At 68.0% G+C, this 26,984-nt stretch carries 26 protein-coding genes; 12 read left to right on the top strand and 14 right to left on the bottom strand.

The features are described 5' to 3' along the window. Positions 1–141: 141 nt before the first annotated feature. Both IP65_RS02895 and IP65_RS02900 read right to left on the bottom strand, forming a co-directional pair. Positions 142–3,045, bottom strand: coding sequence for a pitrilysin family protein (locus IP65_RS02895; protein ID WP_054130679.1), 2,904 nt, complete (start codon positions 3,043–3,045; stop codon positions 142–144). A gap of 82 nt (positions 3,046–3,127) precedes the next feature. Further along, positions 3,128–3,769 (bottom strand): FKBP-type peptidyl-prolyl cis-trans isomerase, encoded by a 642-nt coding sequence (locus IP65_RS02900; RefSeq protein ID WP_167542900.1) that lies wholly within the window; start codon positions 3,767–3,769, stop codon positions 3,128–3,130. Between the two features lie 115 nt (positions 3,770–3,884). Between IP65_RS02900 and IP65_RS02905 the strand changes: the two genes are divergently transcribed. From IP65_RS02905 to IP65_RS02930, 6 genes are all read left to right on the top strand, one after another. Continuing rightward, on the top strand, positions 3,885–4,460 hold the full coding sequence (locus tag IP65_RS02905; protein ID WP_022677436.1) for a NifU family protein: 576 nt from the start codon (positions 3,885–3,887) through the stop codon (positions 4,458–4,460). 17 nt (positions 4,461–4,477) lie between these two features. Further along, the gene (gene tsaB / locus IP65_RS02910) at positions 4,478–5,149 is read left to right on the top strand and encodes a tRNA (adenosine(37)-N6)-threonylcarbamoyltransferase complex dimerization subunit type 1 TsaB (RefSeq protein ID WP_054130681.1); all 672 of its coding nucleotides are present in this window, start codon (positions 4,478–4,480) and stop codon (positions 5,147–5,149) included. After that, positions 5,149–5,613, top strand: coding sequence for a GNAT family N-acetyltransferase (locus IP65_RS02915; protein WP_231627524.1), 465 nt, complete (start codon positions 5,149–5,151; stop codon positions 5,611–5,613). The genes tsaB and IP65_RS02915 overlap by 1 nt, the downstream gene beginning before the upstream one ends. Positions 5,614–5,788: 175 nt before the next feature. Next, on the top strand, positions 5,789–6,244 hold the full coding sequence (locus IP65_RS02920) for a MucR family transcriptional regulator (protein ID WP_022674704.1): 456 nt from the start codon (positions 5,789–5,791) through the stop codon (positions 6,242–6,244). Between the two features lie 236 nt (positions 6,245–6,480). Further along, positions 6,481–6,903 (top strand): Fur family transcriptional regulator, encoded by a 423-nt coding sequence (locus IP65_RS02925; RefSeq protein ID WP_022674705.1) that lies wholly within the window; start codon positions 6,481–6,483, stop codon positions 6,901–6,903. Between the two features lie 8 nt (positions 6,904–6,911). Then, entirely contained in the window at positions 6,912–7,766 is an 855-nt protein-coding gene (locus tag IP65_RS02930) for a 1-acyl-sn-glycerol-3-phosphate acyltransferase (RefSeq protein ID WP_054130683.1), read from the top strand. Here the strand turns inward: IP65_RS02930 and gspM are convergent. Genes gspM through IP65_RS02965 form a run of 7 tightly spaced genes read right to left on the bottom strand, consistent with a single transcriptional unit; the run spans position 7,763 to position 15,454 of the window. Then, on the bottom strand, positions 7,763–8,221 hold the full coding sequence (gene gspM, locus IP65_RS02935; RefSeq protein ID WP_054130684.1) for a type II secretion system protein GspM: 459 nt from the start codon (positions 8,219–8,221) through the stop codon (positions 7,763–7,765). The genes IP65_RS02930 and gspM overlap by 4 nt on opposite strands. Beyond that, entirely contained in the window at positions 8,218–9,300 is a 1,083-nt protein-coding gene (locus IP65_RS02940; RefSeq protein ID WP_054130685.1) for a hypothetical protein, read from the bottom strand. The genes gspM and IP65_RS02940 overlap by 4 nt, the downstream gene beginning before the upstream one ends. Position 9,301: 1 nt before the next feature. Next, the gene (gspG, locus tag IP65_RS02945; RefSeq protein ID WP_369801213.1) at positions 9,302–9,751 is read right to left on the bottom strand and encodes a type II secretion system major pseudopilin GspG; all 450 of its coding nucleotides are present in this window, start codon (positions 9,749–9,751) and stop codon (positions 9,302–9,304) included. 12 nt (positions 9,752–9,763) lie between these two features. Next, positions 9,764–10,972, bottom strand: coding sequence for a type II secretion system F family protein (locus IP65_RS02950; RefSeq protein ID WP_054130687.1), 1,209 nt, complete (start codon positions 10,970–10,972; stop codon positions 9,764–9,766). After that, the gene (locus IP65_RS02955; protein ID WP_054130688.1) at positions 10,969–12,444 is read right to left on the bottom strand and encodes a GspE/PulE family protein; all 1,476 of its coding nucleotides are present in this window, start codon (positions 12,442–12,444) and stop codon (positions 10,969–10,971) included. Before IP65_RS02955 ends, IP65_RS02950 begins: the two co-directional genes overlap by 4 nt. Continuing rightward, the gene (gene gspD, locus IP65_RS02960) at positions 12,444–14,612 is read right to left on the bottom strand and encodes a type II secretion system secretin GspD (protein ID WP_231627525.1); all 2,169 of its coding nucleotides are present in this window, start codon (positions 14,610–14,612) and stop codon (positions 12,444–12,446) included. Before gspD ends, IP65_RS02955 begins: the two co-directional genes overlap by 1 nt. Positions 14,613–14,638: 26 nt before the next feature. Next, positions 14,639–15,454: a type II secretion system protein N gene (locus IP65_RS02965; protein ID WP_197279197.1), complete on the bottom strand. Its 816-nt coding sequence runs from the start codon at positions 15,452–15,454 to the stop codon at positions 14,639–14,641. 122 nt (positions 15,455–15,576) lie between these two features. Between IP65_RS02965 and IP65_RS02970 the strand changes: the two genes are divergently transcribed. Then, positions 15,577–16,062 (top strand): NUDIX domain-containing protein, encoded by a 486-nt coding sequence (locus tag IP65_RS02970; protein WP_022676255.1) that lies wholly within the window; start codon positions 15,577–15,579, stop codon positions 16,060–16,062. A 3-nt stretch (positions 16,063–16,065) separates the two neighbouring features. Here IP65_RS02970 and dinB read toward each other — a convergent pair whose 3' ends face one another. Then, complete coding sequence (gene dinB, locus IP65_RS02975) at positions 16,066–17,205, bottom strand: DNA polymerase IV (protein ID WP_054130904.1); 1,140 nt, start codon at positions 17,203–17,205, stop codon at positions 16,066–16,068. 93 nt (positions 17,206–17,298) lie between these two features. On the opposite strand from dinB, the gene IP65_RS02980 reads away from it, so the two are divergent. Beyond that, complete coding sequence (locus tag IP65_RS02980; protein WP_054130690.1) at positions 17,299–18,567, top strand: multidrug effflux MFS transporter; 1,269 nt, start codon at positions 17,299–17,301, stop codon at positions 18,565–18,567. 7 nt (positions 18,568–18,574) lie between these two features. On the opposite strand, the gene IP65_RS02985 is transcribed toward IP65_RS02980, so the two are convergent. The 3 genes from IP65_RS02985 to apaG form a co-directional block, all read right to left on the bottom strand. Then, entirely contained in the window at positions 18,575–20,590 is a 2,016-nt protein-coding gene (locus tag IP65_RS02985; protein WP_231627526.1) for a bifunctional diguanylate cyclase/phosphodiesterase, read from the bottom strand. Positions 20,591–20,739: 149 nt separating this feature from the next. Further along, positions 20,740–21,564 (bottom strand): LysR family transcriptional regulator, encoded by an 825-nt coding sequence (locus tag IP65_RS02990; RefSeq protein ID WP_054130691.1) that lies wholly within the window; start codon positions 21,562–21,564, stop codon positions 20,740–20,742. 26 nt (positions 21,565–21,590) lie between these two features. Then, positions 21,591–21,989, bottom strand: coding sequence for a Co2+/Mg2+ efflux protein ApaG (gene apaG, locus IP65_RS02995; RefSeq protein WP_022676260.1), 399 nt, complete (start codon positions 21,987–21,989; stop codon positions 21,591–21,593). Positions 21,990–22,094: 105 nt separating this feature from the next. Between apaG and IP65_RS03000 the strand changes: the two genes are divergently transcribed. Genes IP65_RS03000 through IP65_RS03015 form a run of 4 tightly spaced genes read left to right on the top strand, consistent with a single transcriptional unit; the run spans position 22,095 to position 25,602 of the window. Further along, the gene (locus IP65_RS03000; protein WP_054130692.1) at positions 22,095–22,733 is read left to right on the top strand and encodes a DNA repair protein RecO C-terminal domain-containing protein; all 639 of its coding nucleotides are present in this window, start codon (positions 22,095–22,097) and stop codon (positions 22,731–22,733) included. A 13-nt stretch (positions 22,734–22,746) separates the two neighbouring features. After that, a complete protein-coding gene (gene leuB / locus IP65_RS03005; RefSeq protein ID WP_022676771.1) occupies positions 22,747–23,802 on the top strand; it encodes a 3-isopropylmalate dehydrogenase in 1,056 nt (351 codons plus the stop codon). An 11-nt stretch (positions 23,803–23,813) separates the two neighbouring features. Next, the gene (locus tag IP65_RS03010) at positions 23,814–24,938 is read left to right on the top strand and encodes a glycosyltransferase family 2 protein (protein ID WP_022676770.1); all 1,125 of its coding nucleotides are present in this window, start codon (positions 23,814–23,816) and stop codon (positions 24,936–24,938) included. Further along, positions 24,931–25,602, top strand: coding sequence for a DUF2238 domain-containing protein (locus IP65_RS03015; RefSeq protein ID WP_054130693.1), 672 nt, complete (start codon positions 24,931–24,933; stop codon positions 25,600–25,602). Before IP65_RS03010 ends, IP65_RS03015 begins: the two co-directional genes overlap by 8 nt. Here IP65_RS03015 and IP65_RS03020 read toward each other — a convergent pair. Further along, positions 25,597–26,964, bottom strand: coding sequence for a phospholipid carrier-dependent glycosyltransferase (locus IP65_RS03020; protein WP_054130694.1), 1,368 nt, complete (start codon positions 26,962–26,964; stop codon positions 25,597–25,599). The two genes, IP65_RS03015 and IP65_RS03020, sit on opposite strands and share 6 nt — an antisense overlap. Positions 26,965–26,984 lie beyond the last annotated feature (20 nt).

The raw sequence follows: 26,984 nt of genomic DNA on the forward strand, positions 1-26,984 counted from the left end.
AGGCGCACGCGCGCAGGATTGCAAAGAAAGCCTTTCGCATAGTGTGATCGACATTTTGTTGCGTGGGGGGAAGAAAAACACCCCCTCCGGCGGCCTGCGGCCGCCACCTCCCCCCGCTTTGCGGAGGGAGGATCCTGCACGTTATTTCTTAGCTTCGGGGACCACTTCGACGCGCCACGAGCGATCGTGCTGGAGATAGCGGGCGGCGAGCGCCTGCATCGCCTGGGGCGTGGTCTTGCTGTAATCGACCAGGATCGAGCGGATATCGTCGAACTTGCCCGGCTCCTGCGCTCCGCCTTCCAGCAGCGACATATAGAAGGCGTTGCCGGTGCTGGCGCGGGTGATCAGCTGCTTGAGCGGCTCGGTCACGCGCTCGATTTCATCGGGCGTGGGCGGCGCGGCCACCAGATCGGCGGCGATCTTGTCCGTCGCGGTAAAGAACGCGGGGAGATCCTGCGGCCGCAGTTGCACTGTCGCGCCGAGATAACCGCCCGAGGGCAGATCCATCGGCCAGACCGATTCAACCTGCGGGGCATAGGACGCGCCGATCTTTTCGCGCATCTCGTCGAACAGGCGGTTGTTGACGATCTGCGCCAGGATTTCGAGCTGGCGCGATTCGTGCACGCCGGTGCGCCCGCCGCCGGTGGGCCAGGCCACCATGGCTGCTGCCGTATTCGGATCGCCCGTGTGGGTCAGCACCACCGGGGTTTCATTGTGCGCGGGCAAATGCGGATCGAGCGGCGGCGGGTTGGCCGCAGTGCGGGCCGGCAGCGCACCGAACGTGGCGTTGAGCGCATCGAGCGCCTGCTGCCGCGTGAAATCGCCGAACATGTCCACCTCGATCGGGCCCTGCGCCAGCAGGGGTTCCCACACGCGGCGGAAATCGGCAGGCGTCACAGTGTCGAGCGCGGCCGGATCGGGCACCTTGTAGCGCGGGTCCTTGTCCTTGAGCAGCCAGCCCATGTCCCGCTGCAACACTGCCTGGGGCGAAGAGCCACTGGCGGCATATTGCAGCTTGGCCGCTGCCACCGCGCGCAGGATCGGGTTGGTATCCCAGCGCGGCGCGGCCAGCTTGGCGGCGAAGAGGTAGAGCTGGTCCTTGAGATCGGACGGGCGGGTATCGGCCGAAAACTCGAACACGGTATCGTCGAGCTTGAAGTTGAGGTTGAACTTGCGGCCCGTGGCCAGCTCGTCCAGCGCGTTGCGGTCCACCTTGCCAAAGCCGGTTTCCATCAGCGCCATGTCACCAAGTGAAGCATAGACCGCATCCTTGGGCGCGATCGCGGCCAGGCCACCGCCAAAGCGGATGCGGATGATGATCCGCCCCGGTTCGGCATCATTGGCCCAGAGCAGCGCCTTGACCCCGTTCGACAGGGTCAGCCGCTCGATCCCGAGCACGCCGGTGGGCTGCGCCTGGGCGACGGTGCCCGGCGTGCCGATCGGCGGCAACTGGGCAAAGGTCAGCTTGTCGGTCGGCAGGCGGACGCTGCCGGTTGGCACCGGCTTGGCAATCAGCGCGGCGCGCACATCGGCCGCCGTCGCGCCGATATCGCGCGGCGTGGTCAGCATGCCGCGCACGACCGTGCCCTTGAACAGCGCGCGGGTATGCGCCAGCACGGCCTGCGGGGTGAACAGCGGCACTGACTTCTTGAAGATGGTATAGACCGTCTCGGGGTTGGCCACCGTCTCGCGGATATCGACCGCCTGGGTGATATCGTCGGCCAGGTCCGATCCGGCCTGGGTACGCTGGGTTTCCACCGGCACCTTGAACGACAGGTCGAACTCGGCCACCTCGCGATCGATATCGGCCTGCGAGGGCGGCGAGGCCAGCGCATCGTCGATCACCGAACGCACATCGGCCACGGCGGCCTTCCAGTCATCACCCAGCGGCGTGACCGAAACCAGCGTGGTATCGGCCGAACGGGCATAGTTCTGCTGATCGATCGAGGCCGACAGGAAACTGCCACCGGCGCGCGCGCGGACGGCCAGGCGGCGGTTGATCAGCGCCATGGCCAAGCGGTCGATCATCAGCCCCTGGTTATAGGCGATGGTATCGGCATGGCGCTTCCACGGCCGCACCACGGCATAGTTGAACTGCATCGGCACGCTGGGTTCGACCAGCACGCGGGCACCATCGACGGGATTGGCGGGATTGGCCCCCTTGGGCGCCACCGGCTTGCCGAAATCGACCGGTGCGGGCTTGGGGCCATTGCCGGTCCACGGGCCGAACCACTTGGTGATCTGCGCCAGCATCGCCTGGGGATCGGCATCACCGGCCACCACGATAATCGTGTTGTCGGGGCGATACCACTTGTCGTGGAAGGCCTTGATGCTCTCGGGCGTGGCCGCCTGCAGCGTTTCGACCTTGCCGATCGGCGAGCGCGTGGCGGCCGGCTGGCCGGCAAAGAACAACTCGCGCGTGGCGTCCATCACGCGGGTCTGCGGGCCGGAGCGCTCGCGCATTTCGGCCAGCACGATCGGCACTTCGGTTTTCACCCCCTGCGGCGTGAAGATCGGTGCGGCGATCATGCCCGACAGCAGCTTGAAGGTTTCATCCAGCTTGGCCGGCGTGGCATCGGGCAGGTCGAGCTTGTAAACGGTTTGGGTGCCGCTGGTTTCGGCATTGGTATCGCTGCCGAACGTGGCGCCCAGGCGCTGCCAGGTGGGGATCGCCTCACCCGACTTGAGATACTTGGAATCGCGGAACGTGAGGTGTTCGATCAGGTGGGCAAAGCCCTGCTGGGCATCGGTTTCATAAAACGATCCGGCATCGACCAGCACGCGCACCGAAACCTGATCGGGCGGCACGCCATTGTGGCGCACGGCATAGCGCAAGCCATTGGGCAGGCGGCCAAAGATCCATTCCTTGTCCTGCGGCACGTCGCTGCCGACGTAGAGCCAGTTCTGCGCCGTGTTGTCCACGGCCGTCGCCGCCGGGGCGGCTCTGGCCTGCGCCGCTGCCGGAATGCCGGCGGGCGCCGTGGTGGCGAGCAGGGAAAGAACGAGAAAAGCGAAGCGCCGCGAGCGCCAGGTGTTCGATCGCATTTCCCATCTATAGGGAGGGGGTTTGTGAAGGGCCAGTGAATAGACCGGCCCTTCACCACGTTCATATCGCTTAATTACGCCATTACGGCTTGGGCGTGGTGGCGGGGGCCGGCGTGGCAGGCTGCCCATCGGCGCCCGGCTGGCCTGCAGCGGCGGCAGCGGCGCGCATCTTTTCGACGTCGGCGGCGGTCTTGTAATCGACCAGTTCCACCTGGAATACGAGATCGGCATTGGCCGGGATGGTCTCGCCCGCCCCTTGCGCGCCATAGCCCAGCGTGGCCGGCACGCAGAACCGCCAGGTGCTGCCCTTGGCCATCAGTTGCAGGCCTTCGGAAAAGCCGGGGATCACCCCTTCGACCGGAAAGGCAGCGGCGGTGTTCTGGTCGAACACGCGGCCATCGGCGGCAAGGTAGCCGATATAGTTGACCAGCACATAGTCACCCTTGGCCGGATGGGCGGCATCGGCCGACGGCTTGAGCGTCAGCGTGCCCAGGCCCGAAGCGGTCTTGGCGCTGCACTGGCGCTGGCCGGCCGGCACCACCGGCATCAGCGGCACCGGCAGGATGGCGGTGGACAGCGCCGCAGCGGCGGCAGCCGGGCGAGCGGCCGGTGCCGCCCGCTTGACCGGGGCGGCAACAACCGGCGCGGCCAGGGCCGAGGCGGCGAGCACGGCAGACGAAACAAGCATGGCGAAGCGCGCAGCGCGCGAAGGAGCAGTCATCATGGCCCGGTTCATAGCAGCCAGGCAGGCCCATTCCAGCGAAATACATGGCCGATCACGGCCTGCCGGCCCTTCTCGCCCCTTGACCCCTGCCCCCCCAGTCCTAAATGCAACAATCATGTTCATCGAAACCGAAACCACGCCGAATCCGGCCACGCTCAAGTTCCTGCCGGGCGAACGGGTCATGACCAGCGGCACGCGGTCGTTCACCTCGCCCGAAGAGGCAGAGGTCTCGCCGCTGGCGCAGGCGCTGTTTTCGCTTGGCGACGTGACCGAGGTTCTGTTCGGCCAGGAATTCGTGGCGGTGACCATTGCGCCGGGCGCGCAGTGGGCTGATGCCAAGCCGCAGGTGCTGGCGATCCTGCTCGATCATTTCGTGTCGCAGGCGCCGCTCTTTGCCGCTGGCAGCGCGGCAGGGATCATGGTGCCCGACGAGGATGAGGATTTCGGCGATGATCCGGCCGACGCCGATATCGTCGACCAGATCAAGGACCTGATCGAAACCCGCGTGCGCCCAGCCGTGGCCAACGATGGCGGCGACATTATCTACAGGGGCTTTCGCGAAGGCGTGGTCTATCTCAAGATGCAGGGCGCCTGCTCGGGATGTCCTTCGTCGACCGCCACGCTCAAGCACGGCATCGAAAGCCTGCTCAAGCACTATGTGCCCGAAGTGACCGAAGTGCGCGCGGCCTGATCGGAACGGGACTCGTCGTGCCCCAGGCTGCCCCTTTTTCCCGCCGCCGCCTGGTGATCGATAGCGCCACGGAAAGCTGTTCGGTCGCCCTCTACGAAGACGACGCGCTGATCGCGGGCGAATGCCTGATGCTCGGCCGTGGCCATGCCGAACGGCTGGTGCCGATGATTGCCGCGCTGCCCGACAAGGGGCGCGCCGCCACGATCCTGGTCGACAGCGGGCCAGGTAGCTTTACCGGCATTCGCGTGGGGCTGGCCGCGGCGCGTGCCCTGGCGCTTGCCTGGAATGCCCATGTGCTGGGCTATCAGAGCCTGGAACTGGTGGCAGCCATGGCGCGCGCGCAGCAGGGCGGGCCGGCGCCGCAACCGGTCGACGTGGTGATGACCGGCGGCCACGGGGAATGGTTCTTCCGCCCGTTCGATGCGGCCGGCCGGCCCACCGCGCCGCTTGCCTCGCTGTCACCCGACCTGGCGCTGGCGCGACTGACCGCGCCGCTGGTGGCCGGCAGCCAGGCCGCTGCCTGCGCCGCCGCGCGGCCAGATGGGCACGCCCCCGTGCAGGTCTGCCCGCTGTGGCCCGATGCCCGCAGCGCCCATCTGCTCGATTCATCAGCCCTTACCGATGGCGCCGCGCCTGCCTATGGCCGCGCGCCGGACGCCCGGCTGCCGGGCGGCGCCTTGCCGGCGTGATGGATCAGATCGAGGATCTCGACCGCATCATGGCCGTGATGACCACGGCCTTTCCGCCCGACTATGGCGAAGCCTGGAACCGCCGCCAGGTGGGCGACGCGCTGCTGATCGGGCGCACCCGCTATGGCCTGATCGGTGCCGATGGCGGCGAGCATCCCCAAGACCTCGCCTCGACTGCCGGGTTCTTCTTGTCGCGCAGTATATTCGACGAAGAAGAACTGCTGCTCTTCGCTGTTGCACCGCAATATCGGCGGCAGGGTCTGGGCGACTCGCTGCTGGCACGATTCATCGCCCAGGCGCGCAGTTTTGGCATGGGCCGGTTGTTTCTGGAGATGCGCGAAGGCAATCCTGCCGGGAACCTCTACCGCAAACACGGATTCCAACCCATTGGAATTAGGCCCGGTTACTATCGCAGCACCACTGGCGAAAGGATTGCGGCAATTAGCCAGGAACTTAAACTGTGATTTGAAATTCCGGCAAATCAGCTGTTTATGAAATTTCGGTCATTTTATCGAATACCGCATCTTCCCGCGGTTGTTTATCGAATATAAAAGCGTATAGACAACCGACGCTCCCGACAAAGCGGGATGTCGTCTAAAAACGTGTCGCACAGCAACATAGAACGAAAGCCGGATCGCAATGAGTGATATCGAAAACGATATGCGTGAAACCCTGATCACGCTGACGTCGGACATCGTGGCCGCCCACGTGAGCAACAACAGCGTTGCGGTGGGTGATCTTCCGGTGCTCATTTCCAATGTCTATTCGGCGCTCGCCGGGCTCAAGCCGTCTGAACCGGTCGCTGAACCCGCGCCCGAACCGGCAGTATCGATCCGCGCTTCGGTCAAGAATGACCACATCGTTTGCCTGGAAGACGGCAAGAAGCTCAAGATGCTCAAGCGCCATCTTGCCACCCGCTACAACATGACGCCCGAACAGTATCGCGCACGCTGGAACCTGCCGGCCGACTATCCGATGGTCGCCCCGGCCTATGCCGAAAAGCGCCGTGAACTGGCCAAGAAGATCGGCCTGGGCCGCAAGCCCGCCGCTGCCCCCGCCAAGCGCGGTCGCGGCAAGGCTGCCGCATCGGCCTGATCAGGCGCGCTGGCGCACAGGGAGCAATCCCGGCGCGCCGCACCTGCATATTCGGCCCGGCAGGCGCTATGCTTGCCGGGCCTTTGCATGCCCGATCGGCGTGATGCCGTGGGCCTTGGCCCGGTCATCCACAGCGCCGTAGCCTCCCCGTGGGGTTTCGCCGCGTCTGGCCGGTTAACAAGCCACGCCAATTCGCCTATATTGGGCACTGACCTTTCCAGAATGACGAGAACAGCGTGCACCGAGTGATCGATCTCGAAGCCCTTTGCGCCGAACGCGGCCTGCGGATTACCGACCAGCGCCGCGTGATTGCGCAAGTGCTGTCGGAAAGCAGCGACCACCCCGACGTGGAAAAGTTGCACGAACGCGCCGCCGCGCGCGACCCGCGCATCTCGATCGCCACGGTCTATCGCACCGTGCGCCTGTTCGAGGAGGCCGGCATCCTCGATCGCCACGATTTCGGCGATGGCCGCGCCCGCTATGAAGCCACGCCCGAGGCGCACCATGATCACCTGATCGACGTGGAAACCGGGCGAGTGATCGAATTCGTCGATCCCGAACTCGAACAGTTGCAGCGCCAGATTGCGGAAAAGCTGGGCTATCGCCTGGTCGATCACCGCATGGAACTCTACGGCGTCAAGCTCGGCCGGGAAAGCTGAGCAGCACCATGGTCCGCCAGCGCAGCGTCGGCCCAGAGCGCGATGCCCCGATCAGCCTGCTGGGCAAGTTCCGCGTGTTCTGGCGCGCGGTGGGCATTCTGCTCGCGCTGCTGATCTGCGTGCCGCTGCACTATGTGTGGCGCACGGTGCACTATGGCTCGCCGCTGCCGCGCGTGTTCCTTTATCTGGCGGCACGCCTGTGTGGCGCGCGCGTGCGGGTTCACGGCACGCCGCTGCGCCGCGACGTGTTCTACATCAGCAACCACCTGTCGTGGGTGGATATTCTGGCCCTTGGCGGCGCCAGCGGCACGGCCTTTGTGTCCAAGTCTGAAATCGGCCAGGCGCCGGTGGTGGGCTGGCTGTCCCGGCTCAACCGCACGGTCTTCGTCAGCCGCGAAGATCGGCTGGGCGTGGCCGACCAGATCAACCGCCTGCGCGAGGCATTGGCCGACAACTGGGCCATCACCGTCTTTCCCGAAGGCACCACCACCGACGGTCAGTCGCTGCTGCCGTTCAAGACATCGATGCTGCGCGTGCTGGAGCCGCCGCCACCGGGCGTGCTGGTGCAGCCGGTCGTGCTCGATTACGGCGCCGTGGCGGAATGGATCGGCTGGATCGGCACCGAGGGCGGCATCGCCAATGCCTTGCGCATCCTGGCGCGGCGCGGTTCTTTCCGGCTCGACATCCACTTCCTCGATCCGTTCGACCCGCGCGATTGCCCTGGCCGCAAGGCCATCGCCGCGCAGGCCCGCAACCGCATCGTGCCGGCGATGGAACGCAACCTCGGCAAGCCGCTGCACCCCTTCCACCTCGACGTGCCGCAAGTGGGCTATACCCGCAGCAAGGAAGACCGCGCCGCCTAGGGCGCTACTATCACGCGTACGTCCACGCTCACGCCGCCTTCGGGCAATGGCGCAAGCGTGACCTGCTGCACGATCAGGCCCTGCCCGCGCAGGGATTCCAGCCAGGCGAGCACCGCACTGCTCGATCCCTGACCGACCAGCCGCACCGATGCCCCCTGCGCCACTGCCGGGGCGAGGCTGACCCCACCCTGCCCCACCAATGCCACCAGGCGGCCAGGATCGATCTTGGTTGGCGCGCCTGCGCCGTCGTCCAGATCGGCAAGCCGGCGCAGCAGGTGCGCGCTACGTTGCGCGGCTGCCTGATGCTGCGCGCGGGCCGTCTGCCAGGCCTGGGCCAGCGGTACCAGCACGCCCTGCGCCAGGGCGAGAGCCATGGCCAGGCCAACCGCCAGGCTGACCATGCCGCGTTCGCGCGCGGTCAGTGTGGCGAGCCACGCCTGCACCCGCGCCATCATGGTGCCCGCATCGTGATAGTGGCGACAATGCCGGCGCCATCGCGCACCGGTGCCGGTGGCTGGGCCAGGCGCCAGCCATCGCGCTGCAAGGCCAGCAGCACCGCATCGACCGGCGCGATCTCCCGCGCCGCGAGGGTGAACCGCAAGCTACCCTGCGCCGTGTGCTGCAGGCCGGCGAGGCGCACCCCCGGCGCTGCCCGGAGCGCCTGCCACAACGCAGCAGTGGGCGGCGCCCAGCCATCGGCTCCGGCCTGCGCCCGCAGGCGCGCCGCATTGACCGCCTGTTCTGCGCTGGCCAGATCGGTGACGGCGGGAAAGCGCGCACGCACTTGTGCCACACTGGCCGCCGCGATCCGCGCCGCCTCCACGCGCCAGCGCACGATCTGCGCCACGGGCACGGCCAGCGCCAGCACGCTGACGAGCACTGCCAGGCGCGCCAGCCGGCGTACCGGGCAGGGGGCGTGCCCCGCCGCGCCACCCTGCATGTCGAGCCAGGGCGCTGCATGTGCTTGCAGCAGGCGCGGGCCAAGGTCACCCTCTGCCCAATCCACCACCTGGGCGCCATCGGGCACGAGCGCCTGCCACAGCGGCGCTTCGGCAACAAACGCCGCCTGGTCGGTACGCGCCAGCACCATTCCGCGCCCCAGGCTGGCACGGTGGACGGTGCCCGCTGGCGGCGGCGGCAGCAGCAATCCGGCTGGCAGCAATGCATCGGCATCGCGGCCAGTCAACGCCACAACCTGCGCCTGCCAGGCGGCAAGGGCCTGCGGCGCAACCAGCGTGGCCACGATCTGCCCATCGTCCCGGCCCGCCACCACCGTGCTGCCGGGTGCTAGGGCATGATCCTGCGCCGCCAACCGCGCCACGGCCAAGGCCTGGTCAGCGGTAGCGGTTTCCTGCGCCGCCAGAGCCAGCACGGGTGCCTGCGCGGCGGGCACCAGCGCGGTGATGCGGCCGCGCCAGCCCGCCAGGTCTTGCCCAGGCGGCAAGGCATCGATACGCCCACCGACCACGCACCATGTGGCAACCGGCGGCCCGCCGGTTTCGGCCAGCAACAGGATCAGGCCGTGATCCGGCACCTCAGCCGCCCTGCCCCTGCGCCACGATATCGGCATTGGCGCCACTGCCGCCGGGCTGCCCATCGGCACCCAGCGACATAAGCGCAAACGGCGCGCCATCGCGGCCAGGCACACGATAGAGATAGGGCCGGCCCCAGGGGTCATTGGGCAAGCGCTGGATATAGCCCCCCTTGCGCCAGGTTTCCGGCACGGCAAGATCGGGCGGCGCCTCACGCAGCGCAGCCAGCCCCTGCGCCTGGCTGGGATAGCTGCCCTGGTCCAGCCGGAACATCTCCAGCGCCTGCTCCAGCGTGGCGATATCGCTTTGCGCCTTCACCGCCATGGCGCGATCCTGGCTGGGCATCACGTTGATCAGCACGACCGTAGTCAGCAGGCCCAGGATGAAGATCACCACCATCAATTCCACCAGGCTGAACCCGTTGGGCGCGGGGCGACGGGGGTGAGCATGCACGACAGCCATGGATCAATTTCCAACAAGGGTTTGCAATTGCAGGATCGGCAGCAGGATCGCGAGGATGATCAGCGCCACGATCGCGCCCATCACCACAATGATCGCTGGCTCCAGCAGAGCGAGCGCGGTGGCGGCCGTAGCCTCGAACGCGCGATCCAGCGCTTCGGCCGCGCTTTCCAGCAGGGGGCCAAGCTGGCCCGATGCCTCGCCACTAGCAGCCATGGCTATGAGCAGCGGCGGAAACAGCCCGGCCTGGCTGAGCCCTGCGGCGAGCGAACCGCCCTCGCGCACGCCTTGCGCCACCTGTGCCAGGGCACGGGCGTGGCTGTGATTGGCCGCCGTACGCGCAGACAGGCGCAAGCCTTCGAGCAGCGGCAGGCGCGCCGCGATCATCGTCGCCAGCGTGCGCGCCAAGGCAGCGGCCTGAGCATCGCGCCACAGCGGCCCGAGCACGGGCAGGCGCAACAGCGCATGATCCACCCGCGCGCGAAACGGCAGCCATGCCAGCGCGCGGACAAACGCCAGCCCGCCCAGCACGATCGCCAGCAGCATGGCCCAGCCCCAGGTGGCGAGAAAGCCCGACACCGCGATGACCGCGCGCGTCAGCCATGGCAGTTGCCGGCTGGCCGCGTCGAACTGCTCCACCACGCGCGGCACCACGGCTACCATCAGGCCGGTAACCACCGCCACGGCCACCGCTGCCAACGCCAGGGGATAGGCCAGCGCACCCGCCAGGCGCGCGCGCACCTGCACCTGCCGCTCGGCCAGATCCGCCAGGCGGGCGGCGATCTGCGGCAGGCGCCCGGCGCTTTCCCCCGCGCCGATCATCGCGCGATAGACCGGGGGGAACGCGCGCGGCGCGCGGCCCATCGCCTCGGCCAGGCCCAGCCCCTCGCACACTCCGGCGTGGACTGCGCCGATCACCGCGCCTTCCCGCGTGGTGCCGGCCTGGCGCAGCATGGTGCGCAGCGCTTCTTCCACCGGGCTGACGGCGACGAGCGCGGCCAGTTGCCGGGTGAGCAGCGCGCGCCGGGCCAGGCCCAGCCGCAGCCGGGCAACCGGCCGCACGTCGCGCGGTTGTGCAGGATCGACGCGCAGCACATGCCAGCCGCGCGCCGCCAGGTTCTGCCGCGCGGCAGCAGGATCGGGCGCGGCCAGGCGGCCCTGCCGCTCACGCCCATGGCGATCGAGCGCGCGATAGGTGAACGCCGTGCGGCTCATCCCTGGTCCTGCCGCAGGATGCGCGCGGCCTCTGCCGTGCCGATCGTGCCGGCCAGGACCAAGGCCCGCGCCGCATCGGCCAGGCGCGGGCTGGTGGTAAAGGCATGGGCCCGCAGCGCATCTTCGCCCGCGTCGTCGTGGATCAGGCGGCGCAGGCCATCATCGGCCCACAGCGCCTCGAACACGCCGACGCGGCCTTGGTGCCCGCTGTCGCCACAAGCCGCGCAGCCCGAGGCATCGCTGACCATCGTATCCACGGGCAGGCCCAGCGCCGCAGCCAGGTGCGGTGCGACCGGTGCCGGGGCGCGGCATTGCGGGCACAGCCGCCGCACCAGCCGCTGCGCCAGCACGGCGCGCAGCGTGGCGGCCAGCAGGAACGGCTCCACCCCCATGTCGCGCAGCCGGGTAACGGCGCCAACCGCATCGTTGGTATGCACCGTTGCCAGCACGAGATGCCCGGTCAGCGCAGCCTGCACGGCAATCTGCGCGGTTTCGGCGTCGCGAATTTCGCCCACCATCACCACGTCAGGGTCTTGCCGCAAGATCGCGCGCAACCCGGCCGCGAAGGTGAGGCCCAGGCGCGAATTGACCTGGGTTTGCCCCACGCCATCGACGGCATATTCCACCGGGTCTTCGACCGTGAGGATATTGCGCGCGTCATCGCGCAGCAGGCCAAGCGCGGCATAGAGCGTGGTGGTCTTGCCCGAACCGGTTGGCCCGGTGACCAGCACGATGCCATTGGGCTGGGTCAACGCCCGGCGCAGCACGGCATCGGCCGCCGTATCCAGCCCGAGCGCCGCCAGATCGATGCCGGCGCGCGCCTTGTCGAGCAGGCGCAGCACGACCCGCTCTCCCGCGCGCGAGGGCAGCGTGGACACGCGCACGTCAACCAGCCTACCGGCGAGATCGAGCGCCATGCGCCCGTCCTGCGGCAGGCGCCGTTCGGCGATGTCGAGCCGCGCCATGACCTTGATGCGGCTGGCGAGAAGCGGCGCGACATGCGCGGGCAGGCGCAGCATTTCGGCGAGTTGCCCATCACGGCGGAGGCGCACGACCAGCGCCTGCTCATAGGGTTCCAGATGGATATCCGACGCCCCCTGGCGCAGCCCTTCGGCCAAAAGGCCATTGATCAGGCGGATCACCGGGGCATCATCGGTGCTGCCCAACAGATCTTCCGCGCTGGGCAGATCGAGCGCGGCGGGTGCTGTATCATCGCGTGCCAGCGCATCGGCGGCGGCCATGGCACCATCGGCATAGACCTGCGCCAGCAGCGCCTCGAACGCGGGGGGCGGCACGCGGCGCCAGCTGGCGATCGGCCCGCCCAGCCGCCGCACGTCGAGCAGCGTCAGCGCGCTGGCTCCTTCGCGCAAGACCACGGCCAGCCCGCCTGGCTCGCGCCCCTCCACCAGCAGGCCCATGGTGCGGGCCGCAGCGTAATCGGGGCGCCAGGTGGCGGTGTCCTCCACCGGCATCACGGCTGCACCCCGGTTTGGGCTACCGCCGGACCGGGCGGACGGATCACCGTGTCGCTGGCCCCGCTTGCTGCTGGCCGTGCCGTTCCCAGGTAATCGCGGACCAGTTCATCGATCGACGGTTCCTGCCCCGGGGCATAGGCCACCTGCGCGCCGCGCACGGCATCCATACGCCGCGCCGTCAGCGCCGTCCGGCCTGCCCCGTCGCGCAGGATGGTGGGGCGAATGAACACCATCAGGTTGGTTTTCACATGGCTTTTGCTGCGAGAGCGGAACAGTTCGCCCAGCAGCGGCACATCGCCCAGCAGCGGCACCTTTTCCAGCGTGCGCCGCTCGGCATCGTCGAGCAGGCCGCCCAGCGCGATGATCTCGCCATCGCCAATAGTGACGGTGGTTCGGATCTCCCGCTTGTTGACCACCAGTTCGCTGTTGGTGGACGAGACCGGCCCCGCCACCGAACTGACCTGCTGCCGCAGATCGAGCCGCACGGCATTGCCGGCGTTGATCTGCGGCGTCACGTCCAGCTCTATCCCCACGTTCTGGCGCTGGATCGTACGGAATGCGCCGGTCAGCGAATTGGACAGCGCCTCTCCCGTCGCCACCGGGATTTCCTTGCCAAACAGAATGGAGGCCGGGACGTTGTTGTTGGTGACGATATGCGGGGTGGACAGCACGTTGGACTTGCTGTCGGCCCGCACGGCATCGATCAGGGTGCCGAAAAAGCCCGATCCGCCCAGGCTGGTCGCCCAGCCGGCAATGCCGCCGCGCGCGGCAAGCGCAGCCTGCGCGGCATTCTGGCGCAAGAGATCAGCCGTGGCGCCAGAGGTGCTGGTGGTGACAGTGGCGCCATTGATCACCGTGGTCGTCTGATCCAGCCGATCGGCATAGAGGCCGCCGGCTAGATCGAGGATATTGGCCGCGCCGTTGGAAAAGCTGGTGACGGCAAAGGGCGCATCCTTGCCGCCGACAAGCAGTTGCACACCCAGTTTTTGCGCCACATCGTCAGACACTTCGACGATGATCGCCTCGACCAGCACCTGCTGCTGCGGCAGATCGAGGGCATGGACCAGATCGGCCAGGCGGCGCTGTTCATCGGCCGGGGCGGCAATGATCACGGCATTGGCACCGGGATAGCGGGTGATCGTCGCCGTGCCGCGCCCGCCATCGAGGCGGATGGGGCCATTGCCCAGGCCGCCGGTGGTACCGCCGGAGGGATTGGCCGGCACGCTCGCCTCCTGGCCCGGCGCACTGGCGCTGCCCGCAGCGGCGCTGGCCCCAGCGCTACCCATATTGCCCAGCGACACCGGCGCGGCCGATCCGGCGCTGGCCTCTCCGCCGCTGCCGCCCACCAGCCGTTCGAGCACGGGCACGAGCAGCGCGGCATCGGCATGGTCGAGCCAGATCACGCGGATCGCCCCGCCCTGCCCGGCGCGCGCATCCAGCCGCCGCGCCACATCGGCCAGCCGCGCCAGGGTAGCGGGGTCACCGCGCAGCACCACGGCATTGGCGCTGTCCACGGCCACGACGCTCGCCGCGCTGCGCCCGCCTTCGCCCGCAGCCACCAGTTGGGCCAGGGCGCTTGCCACCTCACGCGCGCCGGCATGGGCCAGATCGAGCGTCAGCACGGTGGCCCGGTCCTGGTCGATCTGGCGTACCAAGGCGCGAATGCGAGCGAGGTTGTCGGCATAATCGACCACGACCAGCGAATTGGCCGCCTTGTTGGCCGTGAGCGCGCCATCCTTGCTGACCAGCGGGCGCAGCGTGTCGAGTGCCTGGACCGCATCGGCAGCGCGCAGGCGCACGATTTCGGTGACCATCTGGTTGCGCGCCGCCATGCCGCGCCCGGCGGGTGCGGCGGTGGGCTGGCTGGCTGCGCCCTCCACCGGCTGGATGCGAAAGGCGCCGTTGCCGGTGGGGACGGCGACGAGGCCGTTGGCACGCAGCGTGGCCAAAAACACCTCGAAATATTCGCTGGCGCTCAAGGTCCGCTCGCTCGCCACGCTGACTTTGCCGGCAACCCGCGCGTCGACGATGAACGTGCGGCCAGTCACCTCGGCGGCATCGGCGATGAAGGCGCGCATATCCGCCTCGCGCACGTTGAGGCGAAACTGCGCCTGTGCTGCCAGCGGCCAAGCCAGCGCGAGCGCCAGTGCGGCAAGCCTGGCCAAGCCCTCACACTTCAAAAGCCGCCCCATCATTGTCCCCCGCCGGCCGGGCCAAGCGAGAGCGCCAGATCGTGCCCGGCGCGGTGCACCGTTACCGCAACGGCCTGACCGGCCGCCAGCATGGCTTCGATCTGCCGGGCATCGCGCGCGTCGCGCACGGGCTTGCCACGCAGCGCCACGATCCGGTCTCCCGGCAAAAGGCCCAGGAACTGCGCCTCGCCCACTGCGCCAGACACGATCAATCCTGGCGCGCCGTGCTCGGCATCGGCAAGGCGGAAGCGGGGCGCCGGTGGCTTGCCGCCGGTGCTGTCAGCCGGTCGGCCATCCTGCGCGGCGAGGCGCAGCACCAGCGTGCCCCCGGCGCGCTGCAGCACCACATGATCGAACGCCACCTGCACCAGCCGCACGCCAGGCGCGATGTCCGCCCCCTGCGGCACCGCGCGCTGCACCCCGTCGGCGTCGGCCAGAATCGCGCCGCCGCCCTGCCCATCGGCTGTGGATCGCGTGCCGAGCAGAGTGAACGGCAGCGCCGCGCCCCCCTCACCGCCAGCGCCCCCGCCATCTGGCACATCGCGCGCAAATGGATCGAATTGGGCAAAAAGCGCGGCGCGTGCCGGGGCATCAAGCACCACCAGGCCCACGCTATCGCCCACTGTCGCCGGCGCGAGCGGCGCCAAAAGTACCCAGCCGAGCATGGCAAGCAGCGCCGCCACACTGCCCAAGAGCGCTACTTCGGCAAGGAGCGCGGCCAGCGGGGATTTGCCAAAGCGCGGTGAGGCCATGCGCCAGCGCCAGTCTGGCCAGCGCCACAAGGCCTGCCCCGCCAACGATGCCGATCCCGCCATGCCCTGCGCCTGCTTGCCCATTGTCTGCCCCACCCATTGCCGCAGCCAGGGTAAGCCACAGGCCCGCGCGCAGGATGCGCGAAAGGCTCGATTTCGGTGGCTCTAGCCGCTAGGCCAAGGGCATGCCCGCCTGGTTTCCATCTTCCTGGCACCGCGCCCTGCTGCGGCTGGCCCATCGGCTGCGCGTGGCCTGGTGGCGCTGGCGCCGCGTGCCGGTGCCCGGCTGCATGGTCGTGGCGCGCGATGCGCAAGGCCGCGTGCTGCTGGTGCGGCACAGCTATCACCACAGCCATGCCTGGATGCTGCCCGGCGGAGGCCTGGCGCGCGGGGAAAGCCCGGTGGCAACCGCCGCGCGCGAACTGGCCGAGGAAACCGGCTGCACGCTGCACGATGCGGTGCATTTTACCGATCACCTGCGCGATCGCGGCGGCTGGCTCAACCAGATCGCGCTGGTGGCGGGAACCGCGCTGGGCAGCCCGCGCGCCGATGGACGCGAACTGCTCGACGCCGCATTCTTTCCCGTCGCGGCTTTGCCCGAGACCACCAGCCCCGCCACGCGCGAGATGATCGCCTTGTGGCAGGATTACGCGCGCCAGCAGCAGCAATAGGCGTCAAAAAGGGAGCTGCGCCTGCCCCGGCGGCGCGGCGACAGCGGCTGGCTGGCCCGGCTCGTCCAGTGCCGAGAGCGTTACCCCCATCAGCCGCACCGGCTGTGGCAGCGGCAAGACCTGGTCGAGCAGGCCGCGTGCCACATCGGCTAGGGCATCGCGGCTCGCCACCGGGGTTGCCAGCGAACGGGCGCGGCTCATCGCCGTAAAATCCTTGAACTTGAGCTTGAGCGTCACAGTGCGACCAGTCACGTCGGCCCGCGCCACGCGATCCCACGCCAGGTCGATGATCGTTTCCAGCGTTTCGCGCAGGACTGGGCCCGACGACAGGTCTCGATCAAACGTGCGCTCTGCCCCCACAGACTTGCGCGGACGATCGGCGGTTACCACGCGCAGATCGATTCCCCGCGCGGCGCGATAGAGATAATCGGCCTGGGCACCAAAATGCTGGCGCAAGGTGGCCAGGCTTTGCGCGCGCAGGTCTGCCCCGGTGGCAATGCCCAGCGCCGCCATCTTTTCCGCGCCGCGCGGCCCCACCCCATGAAAGCGCGCTACCGGCAGGCCGGCGACGAAGGCCGCCCCCTCACCCGGGCGGATCACGCACAGGCCATCGGGCTTGTTCTGGTCACTCGCCAGCTTGGCCAGGAACTTGTTGTAGGACACCCCGGCGCTGGCGGTCAGCCCGGTCTGCGCGCGGATGCGCTGCCGGATCAGTTCGGCGATGCGCGTCGCCGATCCGATCCCGCGCAAGTCACGCGTGACATCGAGATAGGCCTCGTCGAGCGACAGCGGCTCCACATCGGGGGTGTAATCCAGAAAGATCGCGCGGATCTGTTGCGACACCGTGCGATAGACATCGAAGCGCGGCCGGCGGAAGATCAGATCAGGGCACAGTTGCACCGCCCGCGCCGAGGGCATGGCCGAACGCACGCCGAACTTGCGCGCCTCATAGCTGGCCGCAGCCACCACCCCGCGCGCGGCATTGCCACCCACGGCCACAGGCTTGCCGCGCAGCTCGGGCGCGTCGCGCTGCTCCACGCTGGCATAGAAGGCATCCATGTCGACATGGATGATCTTGCGCAGGCCCGGCGCCTCATCGGCATCGGGCACGGGAAAAGGGGGCGAAGGCGGGGATTCGGACATCGGCATGAATGCGGCGTCCGTCATGCCACAAACAACGGTCAAGGGCTGCAACAAAACCTTGGATTGCCGCGCCCTGCCTGCCATAGGATCGTTATGCAACCTGACTATCCAGCCCGACGGCGCCCGATCAAGGCGCTGGGTGGGCGCGAATTCATTGCCATGATGGCGCTGCTCATGGCGCTTCAGGCGCTGGCCATCGATGCCATGCTGCCTGGGCTCGGGCAGATCGCCGCAGACCTGGGCGTCAGCGATCCCAATCGCCGCCAGCTGGTGGTGGGGATATTCCTGGTTTCGGCCGGCGTGGGCGCGCTGGTGCCTGGCGCGCTGGCCGATCGCCATGGCCGGCGCCCGGTGCTGCTGGTCACGATCGTGCTCTATGTCGCGCTGGCCCTGGGCTGCGCCATGGCGCCTGATTTCGATACCCTGCTGGTGCTGCGCGCGCTGCATGCGGTGTCGAGTGCCGGCGTGGCGGTGCTGCCGGCCGCGATCGTGCGCGATCGCTTTGCCGGAGACCAGATGGCACGCACCCTCTCGACCGTCTCCACCGTGTTCATGGTCGTGCCGATGCTGGCGCCCAGTGTGGGGCAATTCGTGCTGCTGTTTGCCGGCTGGCGCTGGATCTTCGGGGTGCTGGCGGTGCTGGCAACGATCATGGGCGTGTGGGTGTTCATGCGCCTGCCCGAAACGCTCGACCCGGCCAACCGCCAGCCGATCATGCCGATGACCATCGCGCGCAACATGGCCCATTCGGCGATCGAGCGGTCTTCGGCCGGCTACGTCCTGGGGGCAGCGCTCGTTTTCGGGGCGATGTTCGGATACATCAACTGCTCGCAGCAGCTGGTGGCCGAACACTTTGGCGCGGGGCACTATTTTCCGCTGATCTTTGGCGCCACGGCCCTGTCCCTGTCGTTCTCCAATTTCTTCAACGCCCGCATCGTCGAACGCTTTGGCGCGCGGCGCGTGTCGCAGACGGCGCTGCTGGCATGCATCTGCCTCAGCCTGTTGCAGGTGCATTTCGCCTTCAGCCCGCACCAGACGCTGCTGCGCTTCATGCCGGTGATGGCCGCCAACATTTGCGCCATGGGCTTTATCGGCGCCAATTTCAGCTCGATCGCGCTGCAGCCCTTTGCCCGCACCGCAGGCGCGGCCAGTTCGATGCAGATGTTCATGCGCACGCTGATCGGCTCGCTGATCGGCATCGCCATCGGCCAGGTCTATGACGGCACGGCGCGGCCCTTGTCGCTGGCATTCGTCACCTGCGGGCTGCTATCGCTGTGCCTCGTGCTCTATTCCGAGCGCGGCCGCCTGTTCCGCCGCCTGATTCCGCCGGGCGGGGAGCGGGTGCTGGTAGACGTGCACTGACCGGCGCTTAGGCGACGGCGCGGCCCATCGCAGCCAGGGCCACGTCGGCACGTTCCGGCCGGGCAAAGTGATAACCCTGCATCAGGCGGATGCCGAGCGCGCGGGCCGTGGCGACCTGCGCTTCATCCTCCACGCCTTCGATCATGCACTCGATGCCCAACTGCCAGGCAAACGAGACGATCGTGCCCACGATCGCCCGCGCGCCCGGATCGCTGGACAGCGCGGCGGCCAGCCCGCGATCGATCTTGACCATGTCGAGCGGCAGATCGCGCAATTGCGACAGGCTTGACCAGCCCGCCCCGAAATCATCGAGCGCGAGGCGGAAACCCGCCGCCCGGAACGCCTCGAGCTGGGCGTGGGCGCGGCGCGGATCGGCGATCAGCGCCGCTTCGGTCACTTCCAGCATGAAGCGCGCCGGATCGGCACCGGCATCGCGCACCAGCCGGGCAAGGGAGTCGACCGCGCCCTCGCGCGTTACATCGCGCGGGGTCAGGTTGATCGCCACCGTCAGCCCCTGGCGCCAGGCATCGCATTCCGCCAGCGTCCGGCCCATCACCGCCTGGGTCAGTTCGCCGGTGCGGCCGGTCGCCGCGGCCAGATCGATGAACTCGCCCGGTGCCAGCCAGGTCTGCCCATCGGGCGACCAGCGGGCAAAGGCCTCGAACCCGACGACCGCCAGGCTGTCCACATCATAATAGGGCTGGTAGAGCAGGCGCAGCCGATCATCCAACAGGCAATCGTTGAACTGGCGAGTCATCGCGCTGCGCTGCTGCAGGGCGGTTTCGTCGTCCGGGCCAAATAGCACGATGGCGCCCTCGCCCCGCTTCTTGGCCTTGTAGAGCGCGGCGTCGGCGCGTTCCAGGCAGGCGCCCACGCTGGGCCCGCGCACGCGATGAAGGCCGGTGGAAGCGTGCAGGCGCAGGCTGACCCCGTTGTGGAGCACCGGCGCGCGCACCGACTGCGCCAGGTCTTGCGCGGCAGCGGTAACGCCGGTGGCGTCGAGCCGGCCATCGAACAGGATCGCGAATTCGTCGCCGCCCAGGCGCCCATGCGCGAGGACGCCGGAAATCGCACCGATGCGCGTGGCCACCGCGCGCAGCACATCATCACCGGCGGCATGGCCATAGGTGTCGTTGACGTGCTTGAACCCGTCGAGATCGAGCAGGGCCAGCCACGGGGCTGCCAATTCATGCCGGGCCACTTCATGCCGGGCCACATCCTGATCCAACCGCGCCAGGATTGCCCGGCGGTTGAGGGCCCCGGTCAGGGCATCGCGCGAGGCCTGTTCGAAATTCCTTTCCGCCAGCCGCGCCGCCAGGCGTTCGCGCCGCGCCAATTGCTGGCGTGACAGTTCCAGCCGCACGAAATCGGCATGGAAGCCGAATGTCATGGCCAGCACGGTGAGATTGGCCATGACCAGCAGCAGGACCACCGGCCACAGGTGCGCGCCATCCACCACGAGATAGACGGTGCAAGCCGGCACGGTGGAGGCAAAGACCAGCCGCAGCGCCGCCGCCGGCGCATGCGCCAGCCCGAGCACCCCTGCCACGGAAATTACCGAGAGCAACACGCAGAGCAATGCGCGCTGCGCCTCGCCGCCGACACAATAGAGATAGAGCGCCCACAGCACCGCAAACAGCACCGAAAGGCCCACGCTGGTTGGCAGCGCATCGAGATCCTTGCGCCGCAGCGCCAGAGGCCGGCGCTCCACTTGCACAGGCAGCCAGTGCCAGCCGCGCTCTGCCACGAACACCATCATGACAACGCCCGGCACCAGCACCGGCCACGGCACGGTGCCGGCCACCCGCATGATCACCAGCCCGACCGCCAGCAACGCCAGCAACGACAGCAGCGGCAGGCGGCGGGAGAGATTGTGCGTATAGGCCGCGACCATCGCCTCGCCGCGGTACGCGCGCCGGTGGGCCCCATCCATGATCGCGCCCAGCAGCGCCCCTATCACCCGGCTGCGGGCGCGCAGGCGCGGACGCAGCGGCAAGGATTCGGCCGCGATGGCAGCGACCATCCCAACCTGTTCCGCCTGAGGGTTTCCACTAAGGGGTTCCATCTCGCGGGCATAGGACCCAGGCGGTTAACAGGTGGTATGCGTGGCCGTTTCAACGGTTTTTTACAGCAGGTTGTCTGCCAACGCTGTCACGCCGGGATCGCGCGGATTCAGGCCTCCGCCAAGGCCGCAACCAGGGCCTTGACCTTTTTTTGGCGCCACTGCGGCAAGGGAGCGACCAGCCAATAGCCGCGCCGGCTGTTCTCCACCTCACCCAGGGCGACGACGCGGCCGGTCGAGAGCGCATATTCGGCCAGGAGCAGCGGCACGCGCGCCTTGCCCAGGCCCGCCGCAGCGGCGCTGATCGCAGTGCCGGCGTCGCCCACGGAAAACGCCACTTCGCGCCCCTCACCCGCTGGCACCGGATCACCGGGCCAGCCGATCCAGGCGCCATCGCCGTTTTCGCCGCTCACGTCGGCAAAGCCGGGCGCGGCGACGATCACGGTTTGCGGCGCGCCGAGCGGAATGCCTTCGAGTTCGCCCGGCCCTTCGGCCCAGCGCACGGCCAGATCGAGATTGGCCTCGGTAAAATCGATATCGCCATCGCCGCCGACCAGCGAAAAGCGCAATGCCGGGTTTTCGGCACGAAACGCGGCCAGCCGCTGGCTGAACCAGGCGGCAAAGAAATCACGCGGGCAGGCAATGGTATAGACGTGGCTGGATTGCCCCGCCTGCATCGCCTGCACGCCTTCTTCAAAGCGCAGGAAGCCCTCGCGGATGGCATCGAGGCCGGCCGCAGCCTCGTCGGTCAGTTCCAGCCCCTTGGATGTGCGGCGAAACAGCACGACGCCGAGCAGGTCTTCCAGCGCGCGGATCTGCTGGCCCACGGCGGCGGGCGTCACCGCCAACTCGTCGGCCGCGCGGGTGAACGACAGGTGGCGTGCGGCCGCGTCGAGCACGCGCAGCCCGTTGAGCGGGAGATGGGTCCGCTTCATTGGTGGTATCGCCCTTCGCTTGGCGGTCAGTTGGCCGTGGCCGGGGCGGCCAGCGGAAAGAACGGAATGGCCACGTCGAACACGCTGCCATCGTCACGGCGCATGGTATAGTGCCCCTCCATGCTGCCGGTGGGCGTGCCGAGCGGGCAGCCCGAGACATAGTCATGCGCCTGCCCCGGCAGCAGGCGGGGCTGTTCGCCCACCACGCCTTCGCCATCGACAAAGCTGACATGGCCGCGCCCATCGGTGATGCGCCAATGCCGGGTGATCAACTGGGCCGGCTCGGCCGAATCGTTCTCGATGCGGATATGATAGACCCAGAACCACTTGCCGGCCGCCACGCGCGATTGCTCCGGCAGAAAATTGACCGCCACCCGGACGGTCATTCCCTGCGTGATCGCGGCATGCTGGAATAGCTGCTTCATCCTTGGCAACCTAACGCACTTGCGCCTTTGTTCCAATGCCCGAAATGGACTTTCCCGGCAGGACGCTTGCCCTGGGCGACGCCACGCGGCACAGGCAGGCAGGTGATGGATGACGCAACGCCGCCTTCGCTTCCCGATGCCGGGCCAGTGCCGCAGATCGTCTGCGCAGTGCTGGCGCATGGCGAAACCGGCGCGGTGGTGCGCCTGCTGGGCAGCGAGACGGGCCTGGTTGCGGCCTATGTTGCCGGCGCGCGCGGCCGCACGCTGCGGCCCGTGCTGATCCCGGGCAACCTTGTGGCGGCAGACCTGGTGCGGCGCAGCGAAAGCCGCCTGCCAAACGCGCGGGTGGAACTGGTCACCAGCCGTGGCCCCTGGCTGGGCGAACCGCTGGCCAGCGCGGGCATCGCCTGGGCCTGCGCGCTGACCGCCGCCGCCCTGCCCGAAGGCCTGCCCCTGCCCGCGATCCACGGCGCATTGGCCGCGCTGCTCGATGCCATCTGCCTGGCGCCGTCGGCGCGCGGCTGGGCGCGGGCGCTGGCCGGCTATGAAGCGCTGCTGCTGCGCGAGGCGGGCCATGGCCTGGCCCCGACGCGCGCCGCCACGGGCGGTTGGCCCGGGCTGCTCGCCCTGCTCGATGCCCAGGGGCCGGCGATCGCAAGCCAACTGCTTGCCGAACGGCGGCGCGATGTTATGGCGGCCCGCGCGATTCTGCTCGACAGGCTGAAGCGCATCGGATCGGATTGAAAAGGCCCATACCATGAAAATTGCGGTTTTGCCCGGTGACGGCATCGGCCCCGAAGTGACGCGTGAAGCGGTCCGCGTGATCGAGGCCCTCGACCTTGGCATCGCGATGGACGAAGCGCTGGTGGGCGGCTGCGCCTACAAGGCCAAGGGCCACCCGCTGCCGGCCGAAACGCTCGACCTGGCGCGCGCGTCCGACGCCATCCTGTTTGGCGCCGTGGGCGATCCCGATTGCGATGCGCTGGAACGCCACCTGCGCCCCGAACAGGCGATCCTGGGCCTGCGCAAGGAACTGACCCTGTTTGCCAACCTGCGCCCGGCCAAGGTCTTTGCCGGCCTGGAAAGCCATTCAGCGCTGCGCCCGGAAGTGGCCGGTGCGATCGACCTGCTGATCGTGCGGGAATTGAACGGCGACGTCTATTTTGGCGAAAAGGGCTTTCGCCAGAACGCCAAGGGCGAGCGCGAAGGCTATGACATCATGTCGTACAGCGAAAGCGAAGTGCGCCGCATCGCCCACGTCGCGTTCCGCGCCGCGATGGGCCGGGGCAAGCGCCTGTGCTCGGTGGACAAGGCCAACGTGCTGGAAACCTCGCAGCTGTGGCGCGACGTGATCGTGGACGTGGCCAAGGACTATCCGCAGGTCGAACTCGAACACATGTATGTCGACAATGCCGCGATGCAGCTGGTGCGCGCGCCCGGCAAGTTCGACGTGGTGGTTACCGGCAACCTCTTTGGCGATATCCTGTCTGACCAGGCGAGCATGTGCGTGGGCTCGATCGGCCTGCTCGCCTCGGCCTCGCTGGGTGAACGCCAGACCGCGCACGGTACGTTCGGCCTGTATGAGCCGATCCACGGTTCGGCGCCCGACATCGCCGGCAAGGGGCTGGCCAACCCGATGGCGACGATCCTGTCGGCCGCCATGCTGCTGCGCCATTCGCTGGGCCTGGCCCAGGCGGCAGACCGGATCGAGGCGGCCGTGGCAGCCGTACTGGCCGATGGCGTGCTGGGCGGAGACCTGGGCGGAACGGCCGGGACTGCGGAAATTGGTGACGCGGTGCTCGCAAAGCTGTAAGCGCGCGCCCCATGTTGCAACTGGCAGTCATTCTCCCGACCTACAACGAGAGCAAGAACATTGCCTCGATGGTCGAACGGCTCGACAAGGCGCTTGCCGGCATCGCCTGGGAAGCGATCTTCGTCGATGATAACAGCCCCGATGGCACCGCCAATGTGGCGCGGGCCATCGGCCGCACCGATCCGCGCATCCGGGTGATCGAACGGATCGGGCGCCGGGGCCTGGCCTCTGCCGCGATCGAGGGGATGTGCGCCAGCGCCGCCCCCATCGTCGCGGTGATGGACAGCGACCACCAGCACGATCCGGCGCTGCTGCCGCAGATGCTGGCGGCGATCACCAGCGGCGAATGCGATGTGGCCTATGCCTCGCGCTTTGCCGAAGGGGCCAGCACCGAGGCCTGGGGCCGGCCCGACCGGGTCAAGGCATCGGGCCTGGCCAATGCCATCGCCCGCAAGGTGACGGGCGTGCAGTTGTCTGACCCGATGAGCGGGTTCTTCATGCTGCCGGCCGCCACCCTGCGCGCCGATGCGCATCGCCTGTCGGGCGTGGGCTTCAAGATCCTGCTCGACATTCTCGCCACGGTTGACGCGCCTTTGCGGGTAAAGGAATTTCCGCTGAACTTCGCCGCACGGGCCGAAGGCGAATCGAAACTGGATCGGACCGTCGTGTTTGAATTTCTCATCGGCCTTTACGACAAGTGGCTTGGCCGCATCATTCCCACCCGCTTTGCCCTGTTCGGCACGGTGGGGGCGCTGGGTGCACTGGTCCACCTCGCCGTGCTCTATGTGGTGCTACACCTGTTCGGCCGGGAATTGGCGCTGAGCCACTATCCCAAGGAAACCGCGTTCATCGTTGGCCAGACCCTGGCGGCGATCACGGCGATGACCTTCAATTTCGTGCTCAACAACGAACTCACCTATGCCGACAAGCGCCTGCGCGGCTTCTTCCCGCTGGCGCGCGGCTGGCTCAAGTTTGCCGCGACCTGCGCGTTCGGCATGCTTGCCAATATCGGCGTATCCACCGCCCTTGTGCGCGTGGGCTTCCACCCGATCTCGGCCGCGCTGGTCGGCATCGTGCTGGCATCGGTGTGGAACTTCGCGCTGTCGAACAAGTTCGTCTGGGGCAAGTATGGCTGATGAAACCGGTGCCCGTGTGCTGCCCCGCTTGCAGATTGCGATCGTGGCGGCAACGGGCATCTGGACCATCTATTGCCTGCTGACTTCGCCCTATCCTTATTATGCGCCGCTGCAGAATGGCCCGACACTGGCCATTCTGGGCGGCGTTTTCATGTGGGCGTGGCGACGCCCGCAGCCGACATCGGCCCTGGCGTGCCTTTGCGGCTTTCTCGCGCTGCATGCACTGGGCGGCAAATACATCTATTCCTACGTGCCCTATGAACACTGGGCGCAGGGTCTGGGCCTGCCTAGCCCCAACCACCTGCTCGGCCTGCCGCGCAATTCCTATGATCGGCTGGTGCACTTTTCGTTCGGCCTGCTGATGGTCCACCCCATTCGCCAGGCGCTGATGCGGCAAGGCGGCGTTGGGCCGCGCCTGTCGCTCTATGTCGCGGTGGAGTTTGTGATGGCCGGAAGCTGTCTTTACGAGATTTTCGAATGGCTGCTCACCGTGTTCCTCGCTGGCCAGGACGCCGACGCCTATAACGGGCAGCAGGGCGATCTGTGGGACTCGCAAAAGGACATGGCCTGCGCCTGCGTGGGGGCGATTGTGGCGGCCGCGCTCATCGCCGCGCGGCGCCTGGCATCGAAGCCCCGTGCCGTCAGGACACAACGCCCATCATGACTTCCACACCGGCAGCCAGGTGAACAGCCGGAACGACTTGACGCCGGGCAGTGGCAGGGCGGCCAGGATCGGGAAGAAATAGACGAAGCCGACCAGCGTCAGCGCCACGCTGGCCCAGGTCGGCCAGCGCAATCCGCGCCGCCACAACTGCGCCAGCACCAGGGCGAGAGCGGCATCGAGGAACACCGCGGCGAGCTGGTAGTGGTAATAGAACTGCACCGGCTTGCCATTGATCGCCCAGAAGAACAGCGCGCCGACATAAAGCAGCGCCGCCATGCCCGAGAGCGCGGAGAGCCGGTCGCGCCCGGTGGGCCACCACCGCCCCGGCAGGGCCAGGCCGCGCCGCAGCAGCGCCTGCACCCCATCGGCCGCGCACCACAGCAGCGCGGGCAGGCCCGCCCACATGCTGTAGGGATTGCCGATCATCAGCACACCGCGCTGCGCGCCGTCCCACTTTTCATAGAAGAACCAGATCGGCCGCGCGTTGAACATCCACTGGTACCAGTGGCTCATATAACGGTGTGGCTTCACCACGCTGTCCTGCAGTTTCAGCATGGTCTGCTGCCATTCGACCAGGTGCCACGGGCTGAGCGGGTTGACCTGGTAGAACATCGCCGGGATGAAGGTGGCGAAATAGACCAGCACCGGCCAGATCCCCAGCCACACCGCCGCCTCTGCCAAGCACACGCCCGGCACTGGCCCGCCCTGGCGCCCGATCAGCCAGGCCAGGCCCCGCCGCAGACCGGTGACGTCGGCGCTCGCCTGCCAGCGGGCCCAGGCATACCACAGGCCGGGAAAGACCATCAGCGGCACGCCAGTCCACTTGCCGCCCATCGACAGGCCCATGAACAGGCCGGCCAAGACCAGGTGCACGCGCGCCCCGCGCCGCGCCGCCAGTGCCCACTGCCAGAACGCCAGCGCCAGCGAAGCGGCCATCGCCATGTCCAGGATGGCAATGCGCGCCAGCACGAACCAGATGAAGTTGGTGGCCATGAACAGGGCAAACAGCACGGTGCCGCGCGCCGACAGGCTGGCCCACCAGAACGCGCGGATCGCGGCATAAAGCCCGATCACGCCATAAAGCGCGTTGAAGAACCGCCAGCCAAAGGGGTTGTCACCCCAGGTCATCATGCCCAGCGCGATCAGTTCCTTGCCCAGGAGGGGGTGTTCGGGATTGAGCCGGCTGGACAGGGCGATGAGATGGCGGGCTGCCGGCAGGTAATGCACTTCATCGAACATGATCTTGGACGGCGTGCCCAGGCGCCAGAACACCAGCACGGCAAAACAGGCCACGATCGCCAGCCCGGCGCGGATCGGATCGGGTTCGGATGCGCGCGGGGGCAGCGGAATGGGCTGGGTCATTGACCGGGCGCGATACGCTA

The sequence above is a fragment of the Novosphingobium sp. AAP1 genome, from assembly GCF_001295765.1.
Lineage (GTDB): Bacteria > Pseudomonadota > Alphaproteobacteria > Sphingomonadales > Sphingomonadaceae > Novosphingobium > Novosphingobium capsulatum.

Excerpts from the sequence above, each read along its gene's own strand:
- IP65_RS02970 (WP_022676255.1), top strand. The coding sequence starts at position 15,577 with ATGCCCGCCTGGTTTCCATCTTCCTGGCACCGCGCCCTGCTGCGGCTG.
- IP65_RS03015 (WP_054130693.1), top strand. The coding sequence starts at position 24,931 with ATGGCTGATGAAACCGGTGCCCGTGTGCTGCCCCGCTTGCAGATTGCG.
- IP65_RS02930 (WP_054130683.1), top strand. The coding sequence starts at position 6,912 with ATGGTCCGCCAGCGCAGCGTCGGCCCAGAGCGCGATGCCCCGATCAGC.
- IP65_RS02915 (WP_231627524.1), top strand. The coding sequence starts at position 5,149 with ATGGATCAGATCGAGGATCTCGACCGCATCATGGCCGTGATGACCACG.
- IP65_RS02950 (WP_054130687.1), bottom strand. The coding sequence starts at position 10,972 with ATGAGCCGCACGGCGTTCACCTATCGCGCGCTCGATCGCCATGGGCGT.
- leuB (WP_022676771.1), top strand. The coding sequence starts at position 22,747 with ATGAAAATTGCGGTTTTGCCCGGTGACGGCATCGGCCCCGAAGTGACG.
- dinB (WP_054130904.1), bottom strand. The coding sequence starts at position 17,205 with ATGTCCGAATCCCCGCCTTCGCCCCCTTTTCCCGTGCCCGATGCCGAT.
- IP65_RS02920 (WP_022674704.1), top strand. The coding sequence starts at position 5,789 with ATGAGTGATATCGAAAACGATATGCGTGAAACCCTGATCACGCTGACG.
- IP65_RS02990 (WP_054130691.1), bottom strand. The coding sequence starts at position 21,564 with ATGAAGCGGACCCATCTCCCGCTCAACGGGCTGCGCGTGCTCGACGCG.
- IP65_RS02985 (WP_231627526.1), bottom strand. The coding sequence starts at position 20,590 with ATGGTCGCTGCCATCGCGGCCGAATCCTTGCCGCTGCGTCCGCGCCTG.
- IP65_RS02895 (WP_054130679.1), bottom strand. The coding sequence starts at position 3,045 with ATGCGATCGAACACCTGGCGCTCGCGGCGCTTCGCTTTTCTCGTTCTT.
- IP65_RS02965 (WP_197279197.1), bottom strand. The coding sequence starts at position 15,454 with ATGGCGGGATCGGCATCGTTGGCGGGGCAGGCCTTGTGGCGCTGGCCA.
- IP65_RS02980 (WP_054130690.1), top strand. The coding sequence starts at position 17,299 with ATGCAACCTGACTATCCAGCCCGACGGCGCCCGATCAAGGCGCTGGGT.
- IP65_RS03000 (WP_054130692.1), top strand. The coding sequence starts at position 22,095 with ATGGATGACGCAACGCCGCCTTCGCTTCCCGATGCCGGGCCAGTGCCG.
- IP65_RS03020 (WP_054130694.1), bottom strand. The coding sequence starts at position 26,964 with ATGACCCAGCCCATTCCGCTGCCCCCGCGCGCATCCGAACCCGATCCG.
- apaG (WP_022676260.1), bottom strand. The coding sequence starts at position 21,989 with ATGAAGCAGCTATTCCAGCATGCCGCGATCACGCAGGGAATGACCGTC.
- IP65_RS02955 (WP_054130688.1), bottom strand. The coding sequence starts at position 12,444 with ATGCCGGTGGAGGACACCGCCACCTGGCGCCCCGATTACGCTGCGGCC.
- gspM (WP_054130684.1), bottom strand. The coding sequence starts at position 8,221 with ATGATGGCGCGGGTGCAGGCGTGGCTCGCCACACTGACCGCGCGCGAA.
- IP65_RS02905 (WP_022677436.1), top strand. The coding sequence starts at position 3,885 with ATGTTCATCGAAACCGAAACCACGCCGAATCCGGCCACGCTCAAGTTC.
- IP65_RS03010 (WP_022676770.1), top strand. The coding sequence starts at position 23,814 with ATGTTGCAACTGGCAGTCATTCTCCCGACCTACAACGAGAGCAAGAAC.
- IP65_RS02900 (WP_167542900.1), bottom strand. The coding sequence starts at position 3,769 with ATGATGACTGCTCCTTCGCGCGCTGCGCGCTTCGCCATGCTTGTTTCG.